Below are 22,431 nucleotides of genomic sequence, written 5' to 3'. Positions count from 1 at the left end.
GAAATCTGTGTGTCAGCCACGGACGATCAGCGCCGCGTCGGCTTCGGCCTTTTCGGCCGCTTTCTGGCGGATGAGCTTTTCCAGTTCATCGACCAGGTTGTCATTGGTCAGCTTCTGCGCCGGCTTGCCGTCGATGTAGATCAGGTTCGGCGTGCCGCCGGTCAGCCCCACATGGGCCTCCTTGGCTTCGCCCGGGCCGTTGACCACGCAACCGATCACCGCCACGTCCAGCGGCACCAGCAGGTCTTCCAGGCGCCCTTCCAGCTCGTTCATGGTCTTGACCACATCGAAGTTCTGCCGCGAGCAGCTCGGGCAGGCGATGAAGTTGATGCCGCGCGAGCGCAGGTGCAGCGACTTGAGGATGTCGTAGCCGACTTTCACTTCTTCGACCGGGTCGGCCGCCAGCGAGATACGGATGGTATCGCCAATGCCTTCGGCCAGCAGCATACCGAGGCCGACAGCGGATTTCACCGTCCCCGAACGCAGGCCACCGGCTTCGGTGATGCCCAGGTGCAGCGGCTGCACGATCTGCTTGGCCAGCAGGCGGTAGGCTTCGACGGCCATGAACACATCGGAGGCCTTGACGCTGACCTTGAAGTCCTGGAAGTCCAGGCGGTCGAGGTGCTCGACGTGGCGCAGGGCCGACTCGACCAGCGCCGCCGGGGTCGGTTCGCCGTACTTCTTCTGCAGGTCTTTTTCCAGGGAGCCGGCATTGACGCCGATACGGATCGGGATGCCCCGGTCGCGGGCGGCATCGACCACCGCGCGCACGCGGTCTTCACGGCCGATGTTGCCCGGGTTGATACGCAGGCAGTCCACGCCCAGTTCGGCCACGCGCAGGGCGATCTTGTAGTCGAAGTGGATGTCGGCAACCAGCGGCACGCTGACCTGCTGCTTGATGCGGCCGAACGCCTCGGCGGCGTCCATGTCCGGCACCGAGACGCGCACGATGTCCACGCCGGCATCGACCAGGCGCTGGATTTGCGCCACGGTGGCGGCCACATCGTTGGTGTCGGTGTTGGTCATGCTCTGCACCGCGATGGGGGCATCACCACCCACCGGCACATTGCCGACCCAGATTTTGCGGGATTCGCGACGTTTGATCGGAGATTCGCCGTGCATGATTACTGTCCCAACTTCAGGCGAGCGGTCTCGCCACTGGTGAACGGGGCAACATCGACGGCCTGGCCGTTGTAGCTGACCTGGGCGCCACGGGCAAAGCCCAGGCGTACCGAGAACGGCGGCTTGCCGGTCAGCTCGAGGTTGTCCCCCTTGCGCTTGATGGCGCTGAACAGCACCTTGCCGTTGCCGTCGGTGACCTGGGTCCAGCAATCGGCGACGAACTGGATGGCGACCTTGGCGCTGCCAGCCGGCACTGCGGCGGGGGCGGCAGGCTCGGCAGCGGCCACGGCTGCTACCGACGTAGCAGGTGCAACAGCCGCCGGAGCCGGGGCAACCGGTGCTACCGGCGCAGGCGCGGCAGCAGGGGCGGCGACGACCGGTGGCACAGGCGCCTGCTGGGCCGGTGCCGGCACTGCGGCAGCGGTAGCAGCAGGTGCCGGGCTTGCCGGTGCCTGTTCGGCGGCGGCAGGCTGCTCGGCAGCGCCCTGCTCCAGCGGCAGCGGCGCGCTCTCGGGCTGCTGCCCAGCGGAAACAGCCTGGTCTTCAGGCTCATCGAGCGGGTGAATCTGGGTGGTACCGTCGGCGCTTTCGACTTCGACGTGCTCCAGGGCGATCTTGGCCAGGTCTTTGCCACGCAGGCTGCCCTGGTCCTGCCACCAGACGAAGCCGCCACCGACCACGGCCACCAGCAGCAGCAGGCTGACGCCGCGCAGGATATTGTGAGACAGGCGCACCGGCTCTTCGATACGGCCCAGCGAGTGCACGTCGCTGCCTTTGGCGTGGGTGCCGGTGTAACGGTCGAAGGCCTCCACCAGGGCAGCCTGGTCCAGGTCCATCAGCTTGGCATAGGCGCGGATATAACCACGGGCGAAGGTATGCCCCGGCAGCTTGTCGAAGGCGCCGGTTTCCACGTGGTTCAACGAACTGACAGTGAGGTTGAGCTTGCGGGCCACCTCGGCTTGTGACCAGTCCCGGTTCTCACGGGCCTGACGCAAAAGCTCACCGGGGTTCTGGCCAGGCGCTACTGCTACTTCGGGATGCGCGGCTTTCATCGTTGCTCCGACAGGTATTGCTGATATTCCGGCGTACCGGGATAAAGTCGTTGTAATTGCTGGCCCAGCTCGGCCAGTGTGCCCTGCTCGTCGAATACCCTGGCAAGGCGGCTGCCCAGCAGCAGGCTACGGGCATCGTGGTCGCTCAACTGGCTGAAACGATCGTAGTAGTCCCGGGCCGGCACATAATGCCTGTTTTCGTAGGACAACTCAGCCATTTCCAGCAACGCTTTCGGTTGCCGCTGGTTGAGTTGCAAAGCTTTCAGCAGATACGCATGTGCCTGGTCGCGGCGCTCGAGCTTCAGAGCGGTCAGGCCCAGGTTCTCGTACACGCGTGAGCGCTCAGGATACAGGGTATCGGCGCTTGCCAGGCGAAACATCTGCTCGGCCTCGGCAAATCGGCCCTGAGCATAAAGGAAACTGCCGTAATTGTTGCGAATTCGCGTGTCGCCCGTGCGTGCCTGCAGCGCCTTGCGAAAGTGCGTTTCGGCCAGCGCCGGCTCGCCTTCGGCCTGGAAGACCAGCGCCAGGGCGGCGTGTGCATCGGCATCACCGCCATCCAGGGCCAGGGCCTTGCCCAGCGGCGCCTTGGCCTGCTCGGTCAAACCCTGTTGCAAATAACCCAGCCCAAGCTGCACATAGGCCCGCCCCGCCTCTGCCCTGCCCTGGCGGCTGGCCAGGGGGTCGCTCGCGCCGCCCGACACGCAGCCGGCCAGCAGCGAAAGCGCAAGGATCGACAGCGCGGCGCGCAGGCTCATGGGCAAGGTCCCGGTCAGTGGCTGGCGGGGCTGTCTTGCAGCTCGGCGTCCGCGGACAGCTGGCGCACAGCGATGTAGCGCTCGCTGCGGCGGGTGCGGTCGTTGACCTGGCCGACCAGCTGACCACAGGCAGCGTCGATGTCATCACCACGGGTGGTGCGGGTGGTGACGTTGAAGCCACCGTGGTGCAACAGGTCCTGGAAGCGGCGGATGGCGTTGTTGCTCGGCCGCTCGTAGCCGGAGTGCGGGAACGGGTTGAACGGGATCAGGTTGATCTTGCATGGCACATCGCGCAGCAGCTCGATCATTTGCGCAGCATGCTCCGGCTGGTCGTTTACATCCTTGAGCAAGGTGTACTCGATGGTCAGCACGCGCTTGCCACCCAGGGTGGACATGTAGCCCATGCACGATTCCAGCAGCATCTTCAGCGGGTACTTCTTGTTGATCGGTACCAGCTTGTTGCGCAGTTCGTCGTTCGGTGCGTGCAGCGACAGGGCCAGCGACACGTCGATGTGCTTGGCCAGCTCGTCGATCATCGGCACCACGCCCGAGGTGGACAGGGTGACGCGACGCTTGGAAATGCCATAGCCCAGATCTTCCATCATGATCTTCATGGCGGCGATGACATTGTCGAAATTCAGCAGGGGTTCGCCCATGCCCATCATGACCACGTTGGTAATGGCGCGGTCGATCTTGGCCGGAACGGTCCCGAAGGATTTGTTGGCAAGCCACACCTGGCCGATCACTTCGGCGGCGGTGAGGTTGCTGTTGAAGCCTTGCTTGCCGGTGGAGCAGAAGCTGCAGTCCAGGGCACAGCCGGCTTGCGACGACACGCACAGGGTGCCGCGATCGTCGGTGGGGATGTAGACGGTCTCGACGCAGCTGCCGGAGGCAACGCGGACCACCCACTTGCGGGTACCGTCGGCGGAAATGTCTTCACTGACCACTTCCGGGCCCCGAATCTCGGCAACGGCCTCGAGCTTTTCGCGCAAGACTTTGCCGACGTTCGTCATGGCGGCGAAATCATCGACGCCAAAATGGTGAATCCATTTCATCACCTGACCGGCGCGGAAGCGCTTCTCCCCGATAGAGTCGAAGAATTGTTCCATTTCCGGCAGGGTCAGACCCAGCAGGTTGATTTTGCCAGTAGATGTCGTCATGGATTCACCCTCACCCGTAAGCTTTCGCTTAGCGAGTGGTTACCTCGGTAGCAGCGAAGAAGTAAGCGATTTCGCGAGCAGCAGCAGCTTCGGAGTCCGAACCGTGAACGGCGTTGGCGTCGATCGACTCGGCGAAGTCAGCACGGATGGTGCCTGGAGCAGCTTCTTTAGGGTTGGTAGCGCCCATCAGCTCACGGTTCAGAGCGATGGCGTTTTCGCCTTCCAGAACCTGAACAACGACCGGGCCGGAAGTCATGAAGGCAACCAGGTCACCGAAGAAGCCACGAGCGCTGTGCTCGGCGTAGAAGCCTTCGGCTTCGGCTTTGGACAGTTGCTTGATTTTCGAGGCAACGATTTTCAGGCCGGCTTCTTCGAAGCGAGTGGTGATCTTGCCGATGACGTTTTTGGCAACGGCGTCAGGCTTGATGATCGAGAAAGTACGTTGAACAGCCATGGAAAACTCCAGAATATGAGTGTTACGAAAAATTAAACCCGCGAATTATACGCGGGTTCCGGGGGATTGCCTAACCTGCAGATGACGCTTAGTCGGCTTCGTCGATCCAGGCGGCCTGGATTGCCTCGAGCACCTTCTCACCGCCGCGTGACGGATCGTCGCTGAATTCTGGCAATGCCAGCACCCAGCTGTGCAGGTCGACGAAATTCACATAACGAGGATCGACTTCCGGCTTGCTTTCTGCAAGCTGGATGGCGATCTCAAGTACATCAATCCATTTCAGGCTCATGGGGCAAACCTCAGTGCGGCGCTTCGGCGGCGTGGTTGAGCGAATACTTGGGGATCTCGATGACCAGGTCCTGGTCAGCGACGACCACCTGGCAGCCGAGGCGCGATTGAGCCTCCAGGCCCCAGGCCTTGTCCAGCATGTCCTCTTCCAGCTCGTCGGCTTCTTCGAGCGAGTCGAAGCCCTTGCGCACGATGCAGTGGCAAGTGGTGCAGGCCTTGACGCCGCCGCAGGCGCTTTCCATCTCGATGTGATGGTCGTGGGCCAGCTCCAGGATGTTGGTCCCGGGCTCGACTTCCACGGTCAGCCCCTCGGGGCAGAACTTCTCGTGCGGCAGGAATGTCACCAGCGGCATCGGTTACTCCTCGATCTCATTCAGGTTGCGCCCGGCCAGTGCGGCTTTGACCGTCGAATCAAGGCGACGGGCGGCAAATGCGTCGGTCACCTGCGACAGACGCTTGGTCTGTTGCTCGATGGCTGCGCCATCGGTGCCGGCCAGCAAATCACGTAGTTCTTGCATCTGGAATTCGATGGCGTCGCGCTCGTCACTGCTGAGCAGGCGCTCGCCGTCGGCGTCCAGGGCGCCCTGTACCGCTTCGAGCAGGCGCTCGCCGTCCACCTGGTGCTCGCGCAGCTGGCGGGCCTGCTTGTCGGAACCTGCGTGTTCGAAGGAATCCTTGAGCATGCGGGCGATTTCGCCGTCGGTCAGGCCGTAGGACGGCTTGACCTGGATGCTGGCTTCCACGCCCGAGCCCAGTTCGCGGGCGGCGACGCTGAGCAGGCCGTCGGCGTCGACCTGGAAGGTGACGCGGATTTTTGCCGCACCGGCGACCATGGCCGGGATGCCACGCAGCTCGAAGCGCGCCAGCGAGCGGCAATCGCTGATCAGCTCGCGCTCGCCCTGCAGCACATGGATCATCATGGCCGACTGGCCATCTTTATAGGTGGTGAATTCCTGGGCACGCGCCACCGGGATGGTGGTGTTGCGCGGGATCACCTTCTCCATCAGCCCGCCCATGGTCTCGAGGCCAAGCGACAGCGGGATGACATCCAACAGCAGCAGTTCGCCACCTTCGCGGCGGTTGCCGGCCAAGGTATCGGCCTGGATGGCGGCACCGATGGCCACCACCTGGTCAGGGTCGATCGAGGTCAGCGGGGTGCGGCCGAACAGTGCTCCGACGGCTTCACGCACACGCGGTACGCGGGTCGAACCACCGACCATGACCACGGCGCTGACTTCTTCCAGCTCGATACCGCTGTCACGCACGGCGCGACGGCAGGCCTTGAGGCTGCGGGCAACCATGGGCTCGATCATGGCTTCGAAGCCGGCGCGGCTCAGCTCGCCCTGCCAGGTGCCATGGCTGACGCTGACCACGTCGGCGTCGGTCAGGGCTTCCTTGGCGGCGCAGGCGGCCTGCAACAGCGCGCGCTGGGTGGCCGGGTCCAGGTCGGACGACAGCCCGGCCTGCTCGATGATCCAGCCAGCGATGGCGTGGTCGAAGTCGTCACCACCCAGGGCGGTATCGCCACCGGTGGCCAGCACTTCGAATACGCCGGCAGTCAGGCGCAGGATGGAAATGTCGAAGGTACCGCCGCCCAGGTCATAGATGGCCACCACGCCTTCGGCGTTCTGGTCGAGGCCATAGGCCACGGCAGCGGCGGTCGGCTCGTTGAGCAGACGCAGCACGTTCAGGCCGGCCAGGCGCGCAGCGTCCTTGGTGGCCTGGCGCTGGGCATCGTCGAAATAGGCCGGCACGGTGATCACCGCACCCACCAGCTCACCACCGAGGGTGGCTTCGGCACGCTCGCGCAGCACCTTGAGGATATCGGCGGACACTTCCACCGGGCTTTTCGGCCCCTGCACGGTGTCGATGAACGGCATGTGCGACTCACCGCCAACGAAGCGGTACGGCAGCTGCTCGCCCAGTTGCTTGACGTCGGCCAGGCCGCGCCCCATCAGGCGCTTGACCGACAGCACGGTGTTCAGCGGGTCGCTGGAAGCGGCATCGCGTGCAGCCTGCCCCACTTCGTTGCGCCTTTCGAGGTAGCGCACCGCGGACGGCAGAATGACATTGCCCTGCGCGTCGGGCAGGGGCTCGCTACGGCCGCTGCGCAGTGCGGCGACCAGGGAGTTGGTGGTACCCAGGTCGATCCCCACCGCCAGGCGGCGCTGATGCGGCTGAGGGCTTTGACCGGGTTCGGCAATCTGCAGTAGGGCCATGCTTATCTGAATACCTTAGGTGCCATCACGGGCAGCACCGGGTTAATCGTCGAGGCGCTCTTCCAGTTGGCGCACTTCTTGGGCGAGCTTGTCGAGGAACTGCATGCGGCGCATCAGGCGTTCGGCCTTGTCGCGCTCGCCTGGGGCGTCCCAGCAGGCGGCAAAGTCCTCGTTCAGCGTGTCCTGGGCGACCTTCAGGCGCTTCTTGAACACGGCCACGCCATCGAGGTCGGCTTCGTCCTGCAGTTCTTCGAGCTCTTCACGCCACTGCATCTGCTGCAACAGGAAGTCAGGGTCGTGGACCGTGACTTCCTGAGGCACTTCGTGGCCGCCGATGGCCAGCAGGTAGCGGGCGCGACGCGGCGCACTGCGCAGTGTCTGGTAGGCGTCGTTGAGGGCCGCGGACTTTTCCAGCGCCACGCGCTGCTCGCGCTCGGAGGCGTCGGCAAAGCGGTCGGGATGGACTTCGCGGGCCAGCTCGCGATAGCGAGTGGCCAGCTTGTCGAGATCCAGGCGGAAGCTTGGCTGGAGGTCAAACAATGCGAAATGACAAGGAGTACCCACAGCCAGCCTCAAACGTTGAAGCTTTCGCCGCAGCCACACTCACCGCGCACGTTGGGGTTATTGAACTTGAAGCCTTCGTTCAACCCTTCCTTGACGAAGTCCAGTTCCGTGCCATCGAGGTAGACCAGGCTCTTGGGATCGATGATCACCTTGACGCCATGGTTCTCGAACACCTGGTCTTCGTCTGCCAGCTCGTCGACGAACTCCAGCACGTAGGCCAGGCCCGAGCAACCGGTGGTGCGCACGCCCAGGCGAATGCCTTCGCCCTTGCCGCGCCCTTCCAGGGAACGCCGCACGTGGTTGGCGGCGGCTTCTGTCATGCTGATAGCCATCAGGACTCCTTACCTCGCAACAGGCGACTTAGATCAAGCCTTTCTTCTGCTTGTAATCGCGTACGGCTGCCTTGATGGCATCTTCGGCGAGTACCGAGCAGTGGATCTTGACCGGCGGCAACGCCAGTTCTTCGGCCAGCTGGGTGTTCTTGATGGTTTCGGCTTCGTCCAGGGTCTTGCCCTTCATCCACTCGGTGGCGAGGGAGCTGGAAGCGATGGCCGAACCGCAGCCGTAGGTCTTGAACTTGGCGTCTTCGATCACGCCCTGCTCGTTGACCTTGATCTGCAGGCGCATCACGTCACCGCAGGCCGGCGCGCCGACCATGCCGGTACCGACGTCCGGGTCTTCGGCGTTCATCTTGCCGACGTTGCGCGGGTTTTCGTAGTGGTCGATGACCTTTTCACTGTATGCCATGGTGCAATTCCTTCCTCATCAGGGAGCCGCTCTTGCCGGCGACTGCTTAGTGGGCGGCCCACTCGATCTTGGAGATGTCAACGCCGTCTTTGTACATGTCCCACAGCGGCGACAGCTCACGCAGTTTGTTCACCGCCTCGCAGACTTTCTGCGCGGCGTAGTCGACTTCTTCTTCGGTGGTGAAGCGGCCGAAGGAGAAGCGGATCGAGCTGTGCGCCAGCTCGTCGTTGCGGCCCAGGGCGCGCAATACGTAGGACGGCTCGAGCGACGCGGAGGTGCAGGCCGAACCGGACGATACGGCGATGTCCTTCAGCGACATCAGCAGCGATTCGCCTTCGACGTAGTTGAAGCTCAGGTTCAGGTTGTGTGGTACGCGGGCAGTCTTGCTGCCGTTGACGTACAGCTCTTCGAGGTCCGAGACCTGCTTGAAGAAGCGGTCGCTCAGGGCCTTGATGCGTACGTTTTCCGCGGCCATTTCCTGCTTGGCGATGGCGAAGGCTTCGCCCATGCCGACGATCTGGTGGGTTGGCAGGGTGCCCGAACGCATGCCGCGCTCATGGCCACCGCCGTGAATGATGGCTTCCAGGCGTACACGCGGCTTGCGGCTGACGTACAGCGCGCCGATGCCTTTCGGGCCGTAGACCTTGTGCGCCGAGAACGACATCAGGTCGACCTTCAGCTTTTGCAGGTCGATTTCGACCTTGCCGGCCGACTGCGCGGCGTCAACGTGGAACAGCACACCGCGCGAGCGGGTCAGTTCACCGATGGCGGCGATATCGTTGATCGAGCCGACTTCGTTGTTCACGTGCATCAGCGAAACCAGGATGGTGTCGTCGCGCAGCGCCGCCTCGACCATGGCCGGGGTGACGATGCCGTCTTCGCCTGGCTCGAGGTAGGTGACTTCGAAACCTTCACGCTCCAGCTGGCGAGCGGTATCCAGGACCGCCTTGTGCTCGATCTTGGAGGTGATGATGTGCTTGCCCTTGGTCTGATAGAAGTGCGCGACGCCCTTGAGTGCGAGGTTGTCGGACTCGGTGGCACCGCTGGTCCAGACGATTTCGCGCGGATCGGCGTTGATCAGTTCGGCAACCTGGCGACGACCGTTCTCGACCGCTTCCTCGGCTTTCCAGCCAAAGACGTGGGAGCGCGAAGCCGGGTTACCGAAGTTCCCGTCGACCAGCAGGCAGTCGGCCATCTTCTGGGCCACGCGTGGGTCGACCGGAGTGGTCGCGGAGTAATCGAGGTAGATCGGCAACTTCATTTGTCTCTCCTATCAGGCGGTGGCGTCGCTCGTCGTCCCGGTGGGATCAATCGACGGCGGACGTCTCAATCTTGTCCAGCTGGGCGGTTCGGCCTGCGACACGACGCAGGTCCTGGCGCTGGGCGACTTCCTGCACCTCACGGCGCATGACGAGGTCGGCCAGGCTTATACCGCTGAGGAATTCATGGATCTGCTGGCTGAGGTCGCACCACAGGTGGTGGGTCAGGCAGGTGTCACCGGCATGGCAGTCCCCGAGGCCCTGGCAACGGGTGGCATCGACCGATTCGTTGACCGCATCGATGACCTGGGCCACCTGGATGGTTTCCATGCCCCGCGACAGCTGGTAGCCACCGCCTGGACCACGCACGCTGGAGACCAGGCTGCTGCGGCGCAGCTTGGCGAACAGCTGTTCCAGATAAGAGAGGGAAATGCCCTGGCGCTCGGAAATGTCGGCCAAAGACACCGGCCCATGCTGCGCGTGCAACGCCAGGTCGAGCATGGCGGTCACGGCGTATCGGCCTTTGGTAGTCAGTCGCATGGCTATTGGGTACCACGGGAGTTACAGGATGTGAGCGAGTATGCGATTCCCGAGCATTTAAGTCAACTATTAGACCTAGTGCTTTAGTCGGGTTTGCATCGGGGAGGCGGGCGCGATTGTAGCAGACAGGGGGCGTGAGCACACGCCCCGTATGTCACCATGATTTCAGCGCGGCGCAATCAATGCGACTGAGTGTCGCGCTGAGCCACCTGGGCAACTTCCGTGAAGTCATCTTCCGGCAGTGCTGGCAGTTCCTTGGCGCAGTAATCGCTGCCCATCTTGGTCAGGGCGCCGCACATGCCCTCCAGCCGCTCGTCGACTGCCTGCAGGTGGTCGAGCATCTGGCCGATGGCACGGGCCACCGGGTCGGGCATGTCGCCACTGACACCATAGGCATCGAAGCCGATCTTCTCGGCCATGGCCTTGCGCTTGGCCTCGACCTCATTGTCTTCGCTCTTGACGATGATTCGCCCAGGGATGCCGACCGCGGTGGCGCCGGGCGGCACTGCCTTGGTCACCACCGCATTGGAACCGATCTTGGCCCCGGCACCGACGGTGAACGGGCCCAGCACCTTGGCCCCCGCCCCTACCACCACGCCGTTTTCCAGGGTGGGGTGGCGCTTGCCTTTGTTCCAGCTGGTGCCGCCCAGGGTCACGCCCTGGTAAAGGGTGACATCGTCGCCGATCTCGGCGGTTTCGCCGATGACGATGCCCATGCCGTGGTCGATGAAGAAGCGCCGGCCGATGGTGGCGCCGGGATGGATCTCGATGCCGGTCAGCCAGCGGCCGAAGTTCGACACCAGGCGGGCCAGCCACTTGAAATCACGCTTCCACAGGGCATTGCCCAGACGGTGCAGCCAGATGGCGTGCATGCCCGGGTAGCAGGTCAGCACCTCGAAGGCGTTGCGTGCAGCCGGGTCACGGTGGAATACGCTTTGAATATCTTCACGCAGGCGTTCGAACATCTGTCAGTCCTTCCGTTTATGCGGCTCGCCCCGGACCACTTTCTGGGTCTCGGTGAGGATGCCGCGCAAAATGCTCATTTCCGAACGTTCGACCGCCACCCGCCCATACAGCCGGCGCAGGCGCGGCATCAGGTGCTTGGGCTTTTCGGGGTCGAGAAAGCCGATACCGACCAGGGTCTTTTCCAGGTGGTCGTAGAACAGCTCCATTTCGTCCATGGTCGCCAGCTCGCTGGCGTCAACCTTCTCGACCTTGCCCGGCGCTGCACCGGCGGCCAGCCAGGCCATGCGCACCTCGTAGGAGAGCACCTGGACAGCGGCGGCCAGGTTCAGCGAGCTGAAGTCGGGGTTGGAGGGAATGTGCACGTGGAAGTGACATCGCTGCAGTTCTTCGTTGGTCAGGCCGGCGTGTTCACGCCCGAACACCAGGGCGATTTCCTCGCCACCGTTGGCATGCTCCACCGCCTTTGCCCCGCACTCGCGCGGGCCGATCAGCGGCCAGGGGATGCTCCGCTCGCGGGCGCTGGTGCCCATCACCAAGTTGCAGCCGACCAGCGCCTGCTCGAGGCTGTCGACCACCTGGGCGTTGTCCAGCACATCGTCGGCACCCGAGGCTCGGGCACTGGCATCCACGGCGGGGAACTCTTTCGGCTGCACCAGCACCAGACGCGACAAGCCCATGTTTTTCATGGCACGCGCAGCGCCGCCGATGTTGCCGGGGTGGCTGGTATTGACCAGAACAACACGAATATTTTGCAGCAAGGTGTTGTGCTCACAGATGCAGGAATCAGGGCCTTCGATCTTACAGAACCGACAGACGTAACGCCATGAAAGCAAATGTGACACTTCTGCCGCCAAAGTTTTCTGCTAGAATGATCGGCTTTCTTCTTTAACATCTCCAGGTGACCCGCCCATGCAGCCTATGCTGAATATCGCCCTGCGCGCCGCTCGCAGCGCCAGTGAACTGATTTTCCGCTCCATCGAACGCCTGGATAGCATCAAGGTCGATGAGAAAGAGGCCAAGGACTACGTCTCCGAAGTCGATCGCGCCGCCGAGCAGAGCATCGTCAACGCCCTGCGCAAGGCCTACCCGAACCACTCCATCCAGGGCGAGGAAACCGGCCTGCACGCGGGTAGCGGCGAAGAAGGCAAGGATTACCTGTGGATCATCGACCCGCTGGATGGCACCACCAACTTCCTGCGTGGCATCCCGCACTTCGCGGTCAGCATCGCCTGCAAATACCGTGGCCGCCTTGAGCACGCCGTGATCGTCGACCCGGTTCGCCAGGAAGAATTCACCGCCAGCCGTGGCCGTGGCGCCCAGCTAAACGGTCGCCGCCTGCGTGTCAGCTCGCGCACCAGCCTGGAAGGCGCCCTGCTGGGTACCGGCTTCCCGTTCCGTGACAGCCAGATGGCTGACCTGGACAACTACCTGGGCATGTTCCGCGCCCTGACTGGCCAGACCGCCGGCATCCGCCGCGCCGGCTCCGCCAGCCTGGACCTGGCCTACGTGGCCGCCGGCCGTTTCGACGCCTTCTGGGAGTCGGGCCTGTCCGAATGGGACATGGCGGCCGGCGTGCTGCTGATCCAGGAAGCGGGCGGCCTGGTGAGCGACTTCAACGGTGGCCACGACTTCCTCGACAAGGGCCATATCGTTGCGGGCAACATCAAGTGCTTCAAGGCCGTGCTGACTGCTATCCAGCCGCACCTGCCAGAGAACATGAAGCGCTAAGCGCGGATTGCCGGCAAACAAAAAAGCACCCCTCGGGGTGCTTTTTTTTATGCCTGTGGCTTTGCATTATCTGTGCCGGCCTCTTCGCGGGCTTGCCCGCTCCCACAGAGATGGCACCAGCCTAGAGGGCAGCGCTATACCTGTGGGAGCGGGCAAGCCCGCGAAGAGGCCGGCTCAGGCAACACAAATCACTGCCCGGCTTCGCTCAGGATCAGCTTGCCATTCTTGTCGAGCGGAATGGTCGACCCGGGCTCGTGATCCATCTTCACCTGCCCCACCTTGTCGCCAATGGTGTACTTCACGTTGTAGCCCACCACTTTCTCACTGATGTCGTTGACCGTATTGCAGCGGGTTTGCGTGGTGGTGTAGGTGTCACGCTCCTGCATGCCTTCCTGCACCTTGTTACCGGCATAACCACCACCGACCGCACCGGCCACGGTGGCGATCTTCTTGCCGCTACCACCACCAATCTGGTTACCCAGCAGGCCACCGGCAATGGCGCCCACCACGGTACCTGCGATCTGGTGTTGGTCCTTGACCGGCGCCTGACGCGTCACGGCGACGTCCTTGCAGACCTCACGGGGGGTTTTTACCTGTTGTTTGATCGGTTGCACGTCGGTGACCTGCGCATACTCAGGCCCCTTGTTGACCAAGCTGTAGGTCGCGACAGCACCTCCGGCAGTCACACCGACAGCACCCAGTACCGCACCCACAAGCATTGATTTGTTCACATGAACCTCCTGATCATAACCCGCGGGTCCGACCCGCCTTCTCCCAGCCTTGGAGTAAAAAAAAAGGCGCGAGTTCAACACTCGCGCCTTTTGGGCCGCCAAACGGCGTGGAAAACGCCTTACGGACGGTCGTCCACACCATCGGTCTTGGCCGGCGGGATCAGGTCTTCACTGCTCAGGTTCAGCCAGATCAGTACCACGTTGGCGATATAGATCGACGAATAGGTACCGGCCATGACGCCGATGAACAGGGCCAGCGAGAAGCCGAACAGGTTGTCGCCACCGAAGAACAGCAGCGCGGCAATGGCCAGCAAGGTCGAAACCGAGGTGGCGATGGTCCGCAGCAGGGTCTGGGTGGTGGAAACGTTGATGTTCTCGATCAGCGAGGCCTTGCGCATGACGCGGAAGTTCTCGCGCACCCGGTCGAACACGACGATGGTGTCGTTCAGCGAGTAGCCGATGATCGCCAGTACCGCCGCCAGCACCGTCAGGTCGAAGGTGATCTGGAAGAACGACAGGATACCCAGGGTCACCACCACGTCGTGGATCAGCGAAACGATCGCGCCCACGGCGAACTTCCACTGGAAGCGGAATGCCAGGTAGATGAGAATGCCGCCCAGCGCCAGGAGCATGCCCATGCCACCCTGGTCGCGCAGTTCCTCACCCACCTGCGGGCCTACGAACTCGACACGCTTGACCTTGGCCGGGTTGTCGCCGCCGGCCTTCTGCAGGGCTTCAGCTACCTTGTTGCCCAGCTGCGGGTCATCGCCCGGCATGCGCACCAGCAGGTCGGTGGTGGCGCCGAAGCTCTGCACCACCGCCTCGTGGAAGCCGGAATTGACCAGCTCGCCACGCACCGCCTTGAGGTCGGCCGGGCGCTCGTAGGTCAGCTCGATCAGCGTACCGCCGGTGAAGTCCAGGCCGAAGTTCAGGCCCTTCTGCCACCAGCTGAACAGCGCCAGCACGGTGAGGAGCACGGTAACGGCGAACGCGACATTGCGCACGCCCATGAAGTTGATGGTTTTCATCGCAGCTCCCTCAAACCCACAGCTTCTTGATGTCACGCCCGCCGCAGGTCAGGTTGACCATTGCACGGGTCACCATGACGGCGGTGAACATCGAGGTGAAAATCCCGAGGGACATGGTGACCGCAAAGCCCTTGACCGGGCCGGTACCCATGGCGAACAGGATGCCGCCGACCAGCAGGCTGGTCAGGTTGGCGTCGATGATCGCGGTGTAGGCGCGGTTGAAGCCTTCGTGAATGGCGCGCTGCACCGACATGCCGGCGTTCAGCTCTTCGCGGATACGCGAGAAGATCAGCACGTTGGCGTCCACCGCCATACCCATGGTCAACACGATACCGGCAATACCCGGCAGGGTCAGGGTGGCACCCAGCAGCGACATCAGCGCCAGCAGCAGGACCATGTTGCCCGCCAGGGCAATGGTGGCGATCACACCGAAGGCGCGGTAGATGGCGATGATGAACAGCGAGACGAACAGCATGCCCCACAGCGACGCATCGATACCCTTGGTGATGTTGTCGGCACCCAGGCTTGGGCCGATGGTACGTTCTTCAGCGAAGTACATCGGCGCGGCCAGGCCACCGGCACGCAGCAGCAGGGCCAGTTCGGACGATTCGCCCTGGCCGTTCAGGCCGGTGATGCGGAACTGGCTGCCCAGCGGCGACTGGATGGTCGCCAGGCTGATGATCTTCTTCTCTTCCTGGAAGCTCTGTACGGCAACGTCCTTCTCGACGCCGTCGACGGTCTGCTTGACATAGCGGGTGACCGGCTTCTGCTCGATGAAGATCACCGCCATGCTGCGGCCGACGTTGCTGCGGGTAGCGCGGGTCATCAGCTCGCCACCGTGGCCATCCAGGCGGATGTTCACTTGCGGGCGACCTTGTTCGTCGAAGCTGGCCTGGGCGTCGGTTACCTGGTCACCGGTGATGATCAGGCCGCGCTCGACCGCAGCGGAACGGCCGCCCTCACGGAACTCGAACACCTCGGTAGTGGCCTTGGACGCGCCCGGCTCGGCACCGAAGCGGAACTCCAGGTTGGCGGTTTTACCCAGGATACGCTTGGCTTCGGCAGTGTCCTGCACGCCTGGCAGCTCGACCACGATGCGGTTGGCGCCCTGGCGCTGTACCAGCGGCTCGGCCACACCCAGCTCGTTGACCCGGTTGCGGACGGTGGTGAGGTTCTGCTTGATCGAGTATTCGCGGATCTCGGCGACTTTCGCCTGGGTCAGCGCCAGACGCAGCACGGCGAGCTCGTTGCGCTCGGTGGTGGTCAGGTCGAAGTCATTGAAATTCTTGCGGATCAGGGCACGAGCCTGTTCGCGGGTAGCATCGTCGGCGAAGCCCAGCATGATGCCGCCATCCTGCTGAGGCAGGCTGCGGTAGCGGACGCGCTCTTTGCGCAGCAAGGTCTTGACCTCGCCTTCGTAGACTTTCATGCGGGCGTTCATGGCCTTGTCCATGTCCACTTCCAGCAGGAAGTGCACACCACCGGACAGGTCCAGGCCCAGCTTCATCGGGCTTGCGCCCAGGTTGCGCAGCCATTGCGGGGTAGTCTGGGCCAGGTTCAGGGCCACGACGTAATCATCGCCCAGTGCCTTGCGCACTACATCCTTGGCTGGCAGCTGGTCTTCCTGATTGGTCAGGCGGATCAGCCCGCTGCCCTTCTCACCCAGGCTAGCGCCCTTGACGGCGATCTTGGCATCGCCCAGCGCCTTGCTGACGCGGTCGAGGTCGGCCTGGTTCACCTGCAGCGCCGAGCTGGCACCACTGATCTGTACCGCCGGATCATCCGGGTAGAGGTTGGGAGCGGAATAAATGAAACCGACCACCAGTACCAGCACGATCAGTGCATATTTCCACAGAGGGTATTTGTTCAGCATCACGCCGCCCGTTCAAGACGCGGGGCGCGTTGCGCGCCCCGACTGGAAAGAAAAACCGGTAACTCAGATAGCCTTGAGCGTACCTTTTGGCAGGGTGGCCGCGATGGCACCCTTCTGGAACTTCAGCTCGACGTTGTCGGAAACTTCCAGTACCACGAAATCATCGGAAACCTTGATGATCTTGCCGGCGATGCCGCCGTTGGTGACAACTTCGTCACCCTTCTGCAAGTTGCTCAGCAGGTTCTTCTGCTCTTTTGCACGCTTGGCCTGCGGGCGCCAGATCATCAGGTAGAAGATGACCAGGAAACCGACCAGGAAAATCCACTCGAAGCCGGTACCGGCTGGGCCGGCGGCAGGTGCTGCGGCGTCCGCGTATGCGGCGGGGATCAAGAAGCTCATTGGGCACTCCTAATGTAATTTTCTAATAATGGATGCGGACAGTCAGTCCAAAGGCGGCACAGGAAGCCCGCGCTTGGCGTAGAAGGCGTCGACAAAGGCGGCCAATTTACCCTGTTGAATAGCCTCGCGTAAACCGGCCATCAAGCGCTGGTAATGGCGCAAGTTGTGGATGGTATTCAGCATGCTGCTCAGCATTTCGCCGCACTTGTCCAGGTGATGGAGATAGGCGCGGGAGAAGTTGGTGCAGGTGTAGCAGTCACAGGTCGGATCCAGCGGCGAATCATCGTGGCGATGGAACGCATTGCGGATCTTGATCACCCCTGTATCGACGAACAGATGACCGTTGCGCGCGTTACGCGTCGGCATCACGCAGTCGAACATGTCGACGCCGCGGCGCACACCCTCAACGAGATCTTCCGGTTTGCCTACCCCCATAAGGTAACGAGGTTTGTCAGCAGGCATCTGGCCCGGCAGGTAATCCAGCACCTTGATCATTTCGTGCTTGGGCTCGCCCACCGACAGGCCACCGATGGCCAGGCCGTCGAAGCCGATGTTTTCCAGGCCTTCCAGCGAGCGCATGCGCAGGTCCTGGTACATGCCACCCTGGACGATACCGAACAGCGCCGCGGTGTTGTCGGCGTGGGCGTTCTTCGAGCGCTGGGCCCAGCGCAGCGACAGCTCCATGGACGCGCGCGCCACATCGTGCTCGGCCGGGTACGGGGTGCACTCGTCGAAGATCATCACCACGTCCGAGCCCAGGTCACGCTGCACCTGCATCGACTCTTCCGGGCCCATGAACACCTTGGCGCCATCGACCGGCGAGGCGAAGGTCACGCCCTCTTCCTTGATCTTGCGCATGGCGCCCAGGCTGAACACCTGGAAGCCACCGGAGTCGGTGAGGATCGGGCCTTTCCACTGCATGAAGTCGTGCAGGCCGTTGTGCTTCTTGATCACCTCGGTGCCCGGGCGCAGCCACAGGTGGAAGGTGTTGCCCAGGATCATCTCGGCGCCGATGGCCTCGATGTCGCGCGGCAGCATGCCCTTGACCGTGCCATAGGTACCCACCGGCATGAACGCCGGGGTTTCCACGGTGCCGCGTGGGAAGGTGATGCGGCCACGACGGGCCTTGCCGTCGGTGGCCAGCAGTTCGAAGGACATTCGACAGGTGCGACTCATGCTTGATCCTCGGGCCCGCGTGGCGCCGGATTGCGGGTGATGAACATGGCATCACCGTAACTGAAGAAGCGGTACCCCTGCTCGACCGCCGCCGCGTAGGCGGCCATGGTCTCGGGGTAGCCGGCGAAGGCCGAGACCAGCATCAGCAGCGTGGACTCCGGCAGGTGGAAATTGGTGACCAGCGCGTCGACCACATGGAACGGCCGGCCCGGGTAGATGAAGATGTCGGTGTCGCCGCTGAAGGCCTTGAGCACGCCATCGCGCGCGGCGCTCTCCAGCGAACGCACGCTGGTGGTGCCGACCGCGACCACCCGGCCGCCACGGGCGCGGCAGGCCTCGATGGCATCGACCACATCCTGGCCCACTTCGAGCCACTCTTTATGCATGTGGTGGTCTTCGATCTTGTCGACCCGCACCGGCTGGAAGGTGCCCGCGCCCACGTGCAAGGTGACGAAAGCCCGCTCGACGCCCTTGGCGGCGATCTTTTCCAGCAGCGCCTCATCGAAGTGCAAGCCTGCGGTCGGCGCGGCGACCGCACCGGCACGTTCGGCGTACACGGTCTGGTAGCGCTCACGGTCGGCGCCCTCGTCCGGGCGGTCGATGTAGGGCGGCAGCGGCATGTGGCCGACGCGGTCGAGCAGCGGCAGCACTTCTTCGGTGAAGCGCAGCTCGAACAGCGTGTCATGGCGCGCGACCATTTCGGCCTCGCCGCCGCCATCGATGAGAATGACCGCGCCTACCTTGGGCGCCTTGCTGGCGCGCACATGGGCCAGCACCCGACGGCTGTCGAGCACGCGCTCGACCAGCACTTCCAGCTTGCCGCCGGAAGCTTTCTGGCCGAACAACCGCGCCGGGATGACCCGGGTGTTGTTGAACACCATCAGGTCACCGGGGCGCAGGTACTCGAGCAAATCGGGGAATTGCCGGTGCGCCAGCGCGCCGCTCGGTCCATCGAGGACCAGCAGACGGCTGCCATGGCGCTCGGCCAGTGGGTGGCGGGCGATCAGGGAATCGGGGAGTTCGAAGGAAAAATCGGCGACGCGCATGATGATGTTCGGTTCGGCAGGGCCGGGAAGTTTAGCCCAATGTGTGAAAATTGACCATGAAAGCCGATTGACCGACCAGCGGTGGCTCTCTATACTGCGCGCCACATGCCCTGATGGCGGAATTGGTAGACGCGGCGGATTCAAAATCCGTTTTCGAAAGGAGTGGGAGTTCGAGTCTCCCTCGGGGCACCAAGATCCGGAAAAAACCGACCTTATGGTCGGTTTTTTTGTGCCTGCGATTTCCTCAAGCAGCGCCACTCCCTGTAGAAGCGGCCTTGTGTCGCGAAGGACCGCACAGCGCCCCCAAGGTCCTGACAGTCACCTCAATTCCGTAGCAAATCTTTAAGATTTCCCCACCTTCCCGTAGTCCATTTCCCAAACATACTCCCTGCCCCTTTCAAGCCATTGCGGTGCTCTGGATCGCATCCTAGTCTCGGCCTGTCGTTGCCATTTCAAGGACCGGCTTTGACAGGCGATCCAGTAACCCCCATCACTAGAGCGCAGATCACTAAAGACTCGACAGAAAGTTTCACAATGTGCAACTTTCTGTGCATCGAACAATTTATGGTTCTACACTTTATTTCAATAACCGTGACTTTTGGTAGAACCACCACCATGCGCGACCTCCAACCCTTACGTCGCCTCCATAGGGGCCTGCAGCAGCTAGCTACTGCGCAACGCTACCTGTTCACCCCCGCCGATATGCGGGCCCTGCTACCAGACCTCTCCGACAGTGCCTACCGCACCGTACTGAGCCGTGCCGCCAACGACAGCACCTTGATCCGACTCTGCCGTGGCCTTTACCTCTACACCCCGGCCAAACCCAACCAAGGGCTGGTCCTGTACCACGCTGCCGCACGCCTGCGAGCGAACAACCTGAACTACATCAGCCTGGAGTCCGCCCTCAGCGACGCCGGCGTGATCTCGCAGGTCCCCCTGAATTGGCTAACCCTCATGTCATCCGGACGCACTCAGACCATACGTTGCGGAACATTCGGCACACTTGAGTTCATCCACACCAGGCGCAAGGCCACCGACCTTCAGGGCCAGGTTGACTATGACGAGCGCTGCCGACTGTGGCGCGCCAAGCCTGCCCTTGCCCTCGCAGACATGAAACGCGCCAAGCGCAGTCTGGACCTGATTGATTGGGAAATAGCCAATGAACTTGTTTGACCAGCTCGTCCAGCAGGCCCTCACCAACACGCCCGACCTGGCCCCGTTGCAGGTGGTCGTGGAAAAGGAACTGCTGCATCACGACATCATGCGGATCCTGAGCGAAACAGGTCTGTTGCAGGACCTCTGCTTCATTGGGGGAACATGTTTGCGGACTTGCTATGGCTCCCGACGGCTCAGTGAAGACCTCGACTTTACGGGCGGTGCGGATTTCAAACGGGAGGATTTTGCTGCGCTGAAGGAGAACCTCATTGCAAGCCTGAACGACAAGTACGGGCTACAGGTGGATGTAAGCGAACCTACGCGGGAGGAAGGCAATGTGGACACATGGAAGCTACGCGTGCAAACACGTCCCGAGGCACGAAGCCTGCCAGCGCAGAAAATCCATATAGATATCTGTGCAATCCCTTCCTACCAGCCTAAGCCGATGACCTTGTTAAACCCTTATGGGGTCGACATGGGAACCGAAGGATTGATCGTCAACGCGCAAAGTCTTGAGGAAATCTTCGTTGATAAGTTGCTGGCATTTGCGCTGCGACGGGGCCGTATCAAGAATCGAGATCTTTGGGATATCGCCTGGCTCAGGCAGCGGGCGGTGACGCCCGCTTATGAACTTGCCGAAAGAAAGCTTGGTGATCATGCGACCACTGTTGAAGTATTCCTTCAGCAGGGTGAGGAGCGGGTGGCCAGTTTGGGGCAGGAGCAGACACAGCGAGATTTTCAGAAAGAGATGCGCAGGTTTCTGCCGCTGCAGGTTGTAACGCAGACTGTCGATAATCGGGCGTTCTGGGAGTACGTCGTACAGACGGTAAGGGACCATTTCAGCGAGTTGCGGACGCATCTCGGCCACAAAGGTCGCGATGGAGGCGACTTGACATTCCTGATGTGAATTTTCTGGAGATTCATATTCAGGGGCTGTGTTCAATGGCTCTCTCCCCCTTTGCACTTTATTGAGATGAAAAGCGGGCCGCCGAGAGGGGTAAGCGATCCTAGGCACTCGTTTTGATTTTGGTTTTCCTTGACGAGACGCAACGAGGCGGACCAGGATTCCTCTACCCATGCTAGGTTTGAACAGTGGAGGTTCAGAGTGCAAGGTGTCAGAGTCGAGATACCAAGAGAAACGGTGGTTCGGCGTTATATGTCGCTGAACATATTTCAGAAAAACCGACCTTATGGTCGGTTTTTTTGCCCGTCCGGTCAGCGCCAGCGATCCAGCTGCCCCTGGGCACGGCTGCTGAAAATCGTCAGCAGCTCGCTCAATGTATGCGGTGACGGTTCGGCAGTGCGGGTCACCGCATGCAAGGTAATCGGCAGCGCCGGGGTCAGCGGCCTGATCGCGGTCGCCCCAGGCGCCGCGCCAAGTGCGGTGAAGGGATCGATCACCGCCAGCCCAGCACCGGATTCGACCATCGCCCTGGCCAGGGAATAGGTTTGCACCGCGATGCTCACCTGTGGCGGCGGCTCCACCGCCTTGAGGTAGCTTTCGAGGCGCACCGACAGCGGGTCGGCGCTGGACAGCCCGATCATGGGCGCACCGGCCAGTGCCGCCAACGGCAGCGGCTTGCCTTCATCTTCCAGCGGCCAATAACCTGCCGGTGCCAATGCCACCAAAACTCCGCTGGCCAGCGCCTGCGCCTTGAGCGCTGGGTGATCTGGCTGTTGCAGGGTCAGGGCGACATCGATCTCCCGCATCAACAGGTTCTGCACCAGTTCGCGACTGTGGGCGCTGGACAGCTCGCAGGCGATGTCCGGGTACCGCTGGGTCCACTCATGAATGGCCGGCGGCAGCAGTGACAGGGCCAGCGCCGGGGTCGCACCGATCCGCAGGCTGTGGCCCGGCGCGCGACGCAGGCTTTGCGCCAGGCGTCGCACCCCTTGCAGGCTCTCCGTGACCTTGTCGACCTCACGCTCCAGCTCCAGCGCTTCGGGTGTGGGCTGCAGCTTGCCGCGCACCCGCAGGAACAACGGAAAGCCCAGTTGCTGCTCGGCGTGCTGCAGCACCTTGGTCACGGCAGGTTGGGAAACGTGCAGCAACTGCGCGGCACCGCTGACCGAGCCGGTCTGGCGGATGGCCTGGAAAATTTCGATATGACGAAGGCGCATGGCAAGTCCATAACCTTTGTTTATGGCTCAGCGATCTTTATTCAT

The 22,431-nt window shown here is 62.4% G+C and carries 25 protein-coding genes and 1 tRNA gene; 4 read left to right on the top strand and 22 right to left on the bottom strand.

Annotated elements, in window-relative coordinates; translation table 11 throughout:
• Positions 1–12: 12 nt before the first annotated feature.
• The 15 genes from ispG to trmJ form a co-directional block, all read right to left on the bottom strand.
• Positions 13–1,122, bottom strand: coding sequence for a flavodoxin-dependent (E)-4-hydroxy-3-methylbut-2-enyl-diphosphate synthase (gene ispG / locus CAG34_RS00625; RefSeq protein ID WP_003257869.1), 1,110 nt, complete (start codon positions 1,120–1,122; stop codon positions 13–15).
• Between the two features lie 2 nt (positions 1,123–1,124).
• Positions 1,125–2,174: a RodZ domain-containing protein gene (locus CAG34_RS00620; protein WP_085587446.1), complete on the bottom strand. Its 1,050-nt coding sequence runs from the start codon at positions 2,172–2,174 to the stop codon at positions 1,125–1,127.
• Complete coding sequence (pilW, locus tag CAG34_RS00615; protein ID WP_025337776.1) at positions 2,171–2,932, bottom strand: type IV pilus biogenesis/stability protein PilW; 762 nt, start codon at positions 2,930–2,932, stop codon at positions 2,171–2,173. Before pilW ends, CAG34_RS00620 begins: the two co-directional genes overlap by 4 nt.
• A 14-nt stretch (positions 2,933–2,946) precedes the next feature.
• Positions 2,947–4,092, bottom strand: coding sequence for a 23S rRNA (adenine(2503)-C(2))-methyltransferase RlmN (rlmN, locus tag CAG34_RS00610; RefSeq protein WP_075043830.1), 1,146 nt, complete (start codon positions 4,090–4,092; stop codon positions 2,947–2,949).
• A gap of 28 nt (positions 4,093–4,120) precedes the next feature.
• Positions 4,121–4,546 (bottom strand): nucleoside-diphosphate kinase, encoded by a 426-nt coding sequence (ndk, locus tag CAG34_RS00605; protein WP_011532343.1) that lies wholly within the window; start codon positions 4,544–4,546, stop codon positions 4,121–4,123.
• An 88-nt stretch (positions 4,547–4,634) separates the two neighbouring features.
• A complete protein-coding gene (iscX, locus tag CAG34_RS00600) occupies positions 4,635–4,835 on the bottom strand; it encodes a Fe-S cluster assembly protein IscX (RefSeq protein ID WP_025337774.1) in 201 nt (66 codons plus the stop codon).
• 10 nt (positions 4,836–4,845) lie between these two features.
• Positions 4,846–5,187 (bottom strand): ISC system 2Fe-2S type ferredoxin, encoded by a 342-nt coding sequence (fdx, locus tag CAG34_RS00595; RefSeq protein WP_025337773.1) that lies wholly within the window; start codon positions 5,185–5,187, stop codon positions 4,846–4,848.
• Between the two features lie 3 nt (positions 5,188–5,190).
• Positions 5,191–7,053, bottom strand: coding sequence for a Fe-S protein assembly chaperone HscA (hscA, locus tag CAG34_RS00590; RefSeq protein ID WP_085587444.1), 1,863 nt, complete (start codon positions 7,051–7,053; stop codon positions 5,191–5,193).
• 42 nt (positions 7,054–7,095) lie between these two features.
• Positions 7,096–7,617 (bottom strand): co-chaperone HscB, encoded by a 522-nt coding sequence (hscB, locus tag CAG34_RS00585; protein WP_015269012.1) that lies wholly within the window; start codon positions 7,615–7,617, stop codon positions 7,096–7,098.
• A gap of 8 nt (positions 7,618–7,625) precedes the next feature.
• The gene (iscA, locus tag CAG34_RS00580) at positions 7,626–7,949 is read right to left on the bottom strand and encodes an iron-sulfur cluster assembly protein IscA (RefSeq protein ID WP_003257854.1); all 324 of its coding nucleotides are present in this window, start codon (positions 7,947–7,949) and stop codon (positions 7,626–7,628) included.
• Positions 7,950–7,977: 28 nt separating this feature from the next.
• The gene (gene iscU, locus CAG34_RS00575) at positions 7,978–8,364 is read right to left on the bottom strand and encodes a Fe-S cluster assembly scaffold IscU (protein ID WP_003248539.1); all 387 of its coding nucleotides are present in this window, start codon (positions 8,362–8,364) and stop codon (positions 7,978–7,980) included.
• A gap of 46 nt (positions 8,365–8,410) precedes the next feature.
• Complete coding sequence (locus CAG34_RS00570; RefSeq protein WP_013971017.1) at positions 8,411–9,625, bottom strand: IscS subfamily cysteine desulfurase; 1,215 nt, start codon at positions 9,623–9,625, stop codon at positions 8,411–8,413.
• A 46-nt stretch (positions 9,626–9,671) separates the two neighbouring features.
• Positions 9,672–10,163 carry a Fe-S cluster assembly transcriptional regulator IscR gene (iscR, locus tag CAG34_RS00565; RefSeq protein ID WP_008092572.1) on the bottom strand — a complete coding sequence of 164 codons (492 nt, stop codon included), beginning with the start codon at positions 10,161–10,163 and terminating at the stop codon, positions 9,672–9,674.
• A 179-nt stretch (positions 10,164–10,342) separates the two neighbouring features.
• Complete coding sequence (gene cysE / locus CAG34_RS00560; protein ID WP_025337771.1) at positions 10,343–11,128, bottom strand: serine O-acetyltransferase; 786 nt, start codon at positions 11,126–11,128, stop codon at positions 10,343–10,345.
• Positions 11,129–11,131: 3 nt separating this feature from the next.
• The gene (gene trmJ / locus CAG34_RS00555; protein ID WP_031325634.1) at positions 11,132–11,887 is read right to left on the bottom strand and encodes a tRNA (cytosine(32)/uridine(32)-2'-O)-methyltransferase TrmJ; all 756 of its coding nucleotides are present in this window, start codon (positions 11,885–11,887) and stop codon (positions 11,132–11,134) included.
• Between the two features lie 151 nt (positions 11,888–12,038).
• On the opposite strand from trmJ, the gene suhB reads away from it, so the two are divergent.
• Positions 12,039–12,857 (top strand): inositol-phosphate phosphatase, encoded by an 819-nt coding sequence (suhB, locus tag CAG34_RS00550; RefSeq protein WP_025337769.1) that lies wholly within the window; start codon positions 12,039–12,041, stop codon positions 12,855–12,857.
• Positions 12,858–13,045: 188 nt separating this feature from the next.
• Here the strand turns inward: suhB and CAG34_RS00545 are convergent, their stop codons facing one another.
• The 6 genes from CAG34_RS00545 to queA all read right to left on the bottom strand — a co-directional run bounded on the left by CAG34_RS00545 (position 13,046) and on the right by queA (position 19,110).
• Positions 13,046–13,588 (bottom strand): glycine zipper 2TM domain-containing protein, encoded by a 543-nt coding sequence (locus CAG34_RS00545; RefSeq protein ID WP_013971012.1) that lies wholly within the window; start codon positions 13,586–13,588, stop codon positions 13,046–13,048.
• A 119-nt stretch (positions 13,589–13,707) separates the two neighbouring features.
• A complete protein-coding gene (gene secF / locus CAG34_RS00540; protein ID WP_085587442.1) occupies positions 13,708–14,616 on the bottom strand; it encodes a protein translocase subunit SecF in 909 nt (302 codons plus the stop codon).
• A 10-nt stretch (positions 14,617–14,626) separates the two neighbouring features.
• Positions 14,627–16,489, bottom strand: a complete 1,863-nt coding sequence (gene secD, locus CAG34_RS00535) for a protein translocase subunit SecD (RefSeq protein WP_025337767.1) — start codon at positions 16,487–16,489, stop codon at positions 14,627–14,629.
• Between the two features lie 63 nt (positions 16,490–16,552).
• Complete coding sequence (gene yajC / locus CAG34_RS00530) at positions 16,553–16,888, bottom strand: preprotein translocase subunit YajC (protein ID WP_016713216.1); 336 nt, start codon at positions 16,886–16,888, stop codon at positions 16,553–16,555.
• 42 nt (positions 16,889–16,930) lie between these two features.
• Positions 16,931–18,046 carry a tRNA guanosine(34) transglycosylase Tgt gene (gene tgt / locus CAG34_RS00525; RefSeq protein WP_013971009.1) on the bottom strand — a complete coding sequence of 372 codons (1,116 nt, stop codon included), beginning with the start codon at positions 18,044–18,046 and terminating at the stop codon, positions 16,931–16,933.
• 14 nt (positions 18,047–18,060) lie between these two features.
• Complete coding sequence (queA, locus tag CAG34_RS00520) at positions 18,061–19,110, bottom strand: tRNA preQ1(34) S-adenosylmethionine ribosyltransferase-isomerase QueA (protein WP_085587439.1); 1,050 nt, start codon at positions 19,108–19,110, stop codon at positions 18,061–18,063.
• A gap of 107 nt (positions 19,111–19,217) precedes the next feature.
• Between queA and CAG34_RS00515 the strand changes: the two genes are divergently transcribed.
• The 3 genes from CAG34_RS00515 to CAG34_RS00505 all read left to right on the top strand — a co-directional run bounded on the left by CAG34_RS00515 (position 19,218) and on the right by CAG34_RS00505 (position 21,172).
• Positions 19,218–19,302 (top strand) — tRNA-Leu (locus CAG34_RS00515).
• Positions 19,303–19,725: 423 nt separating this feature from the next.
• Complete coding sequence (gene abiEi, locus CAG34_RS00510; protein ID WP_075046883.1) at positions 19,726–20,283, top strand: type IV toxin-antitoxin system AbiEi family antitoxin; 558 nt, start codon at positions 19,726–19,728, stop codon at positions 20,281–20,283.
• Positions 20,270–21,172, top strand: a complete 903-nt coding sequence (locus CAG34_RS00505; RefSeq protein WP_085587437.1) for a nucleotidyl transferase AbiEii/AbiGii toxin family protein — start codon at positions 20,270–20,272, stop codon at positions 21,170–21,172. Before abiEi ends, CAG34_RS00505 begins: the two co-directional genes overlap by 14 nt.
• A 308-nt stretch (positions 21,173–21,480) precedes the next feature.
• Here CAG34_RS00505 and CAG34_RS00500 read toward each other — a convergent pair whose 3' ends face one another.
• On the bottom strand, positions 21,481–22,386 hold the full coding sequence (locus CAG34_RS00500; RefSeq protein ID WP_085587435.1) for a LysR family transcriptional regulator: 906 nt from the start codon (positions 22,384–22,386) through the stop codon (positions 21,481–21,483).
• Positions 22,387–22,431 lie beyond the last annotated feature (45 nt).

Source organism: Pseudomonas sp. B14(2017) (genome assembly GCF_002113255.1).
Taxonomy (GTDB): Bacteria; Pseudomonadota; Gammaproteobacteria; order Pseudomonadales; family Pseudomonadaceae; genus Aquipseudomonas; species Aquipseudomonas putida_Z.
Note: the sequence above shows the minus strand (reverse complement) of the source record. Positions and strands in the feature narration are given on the sequence as shown.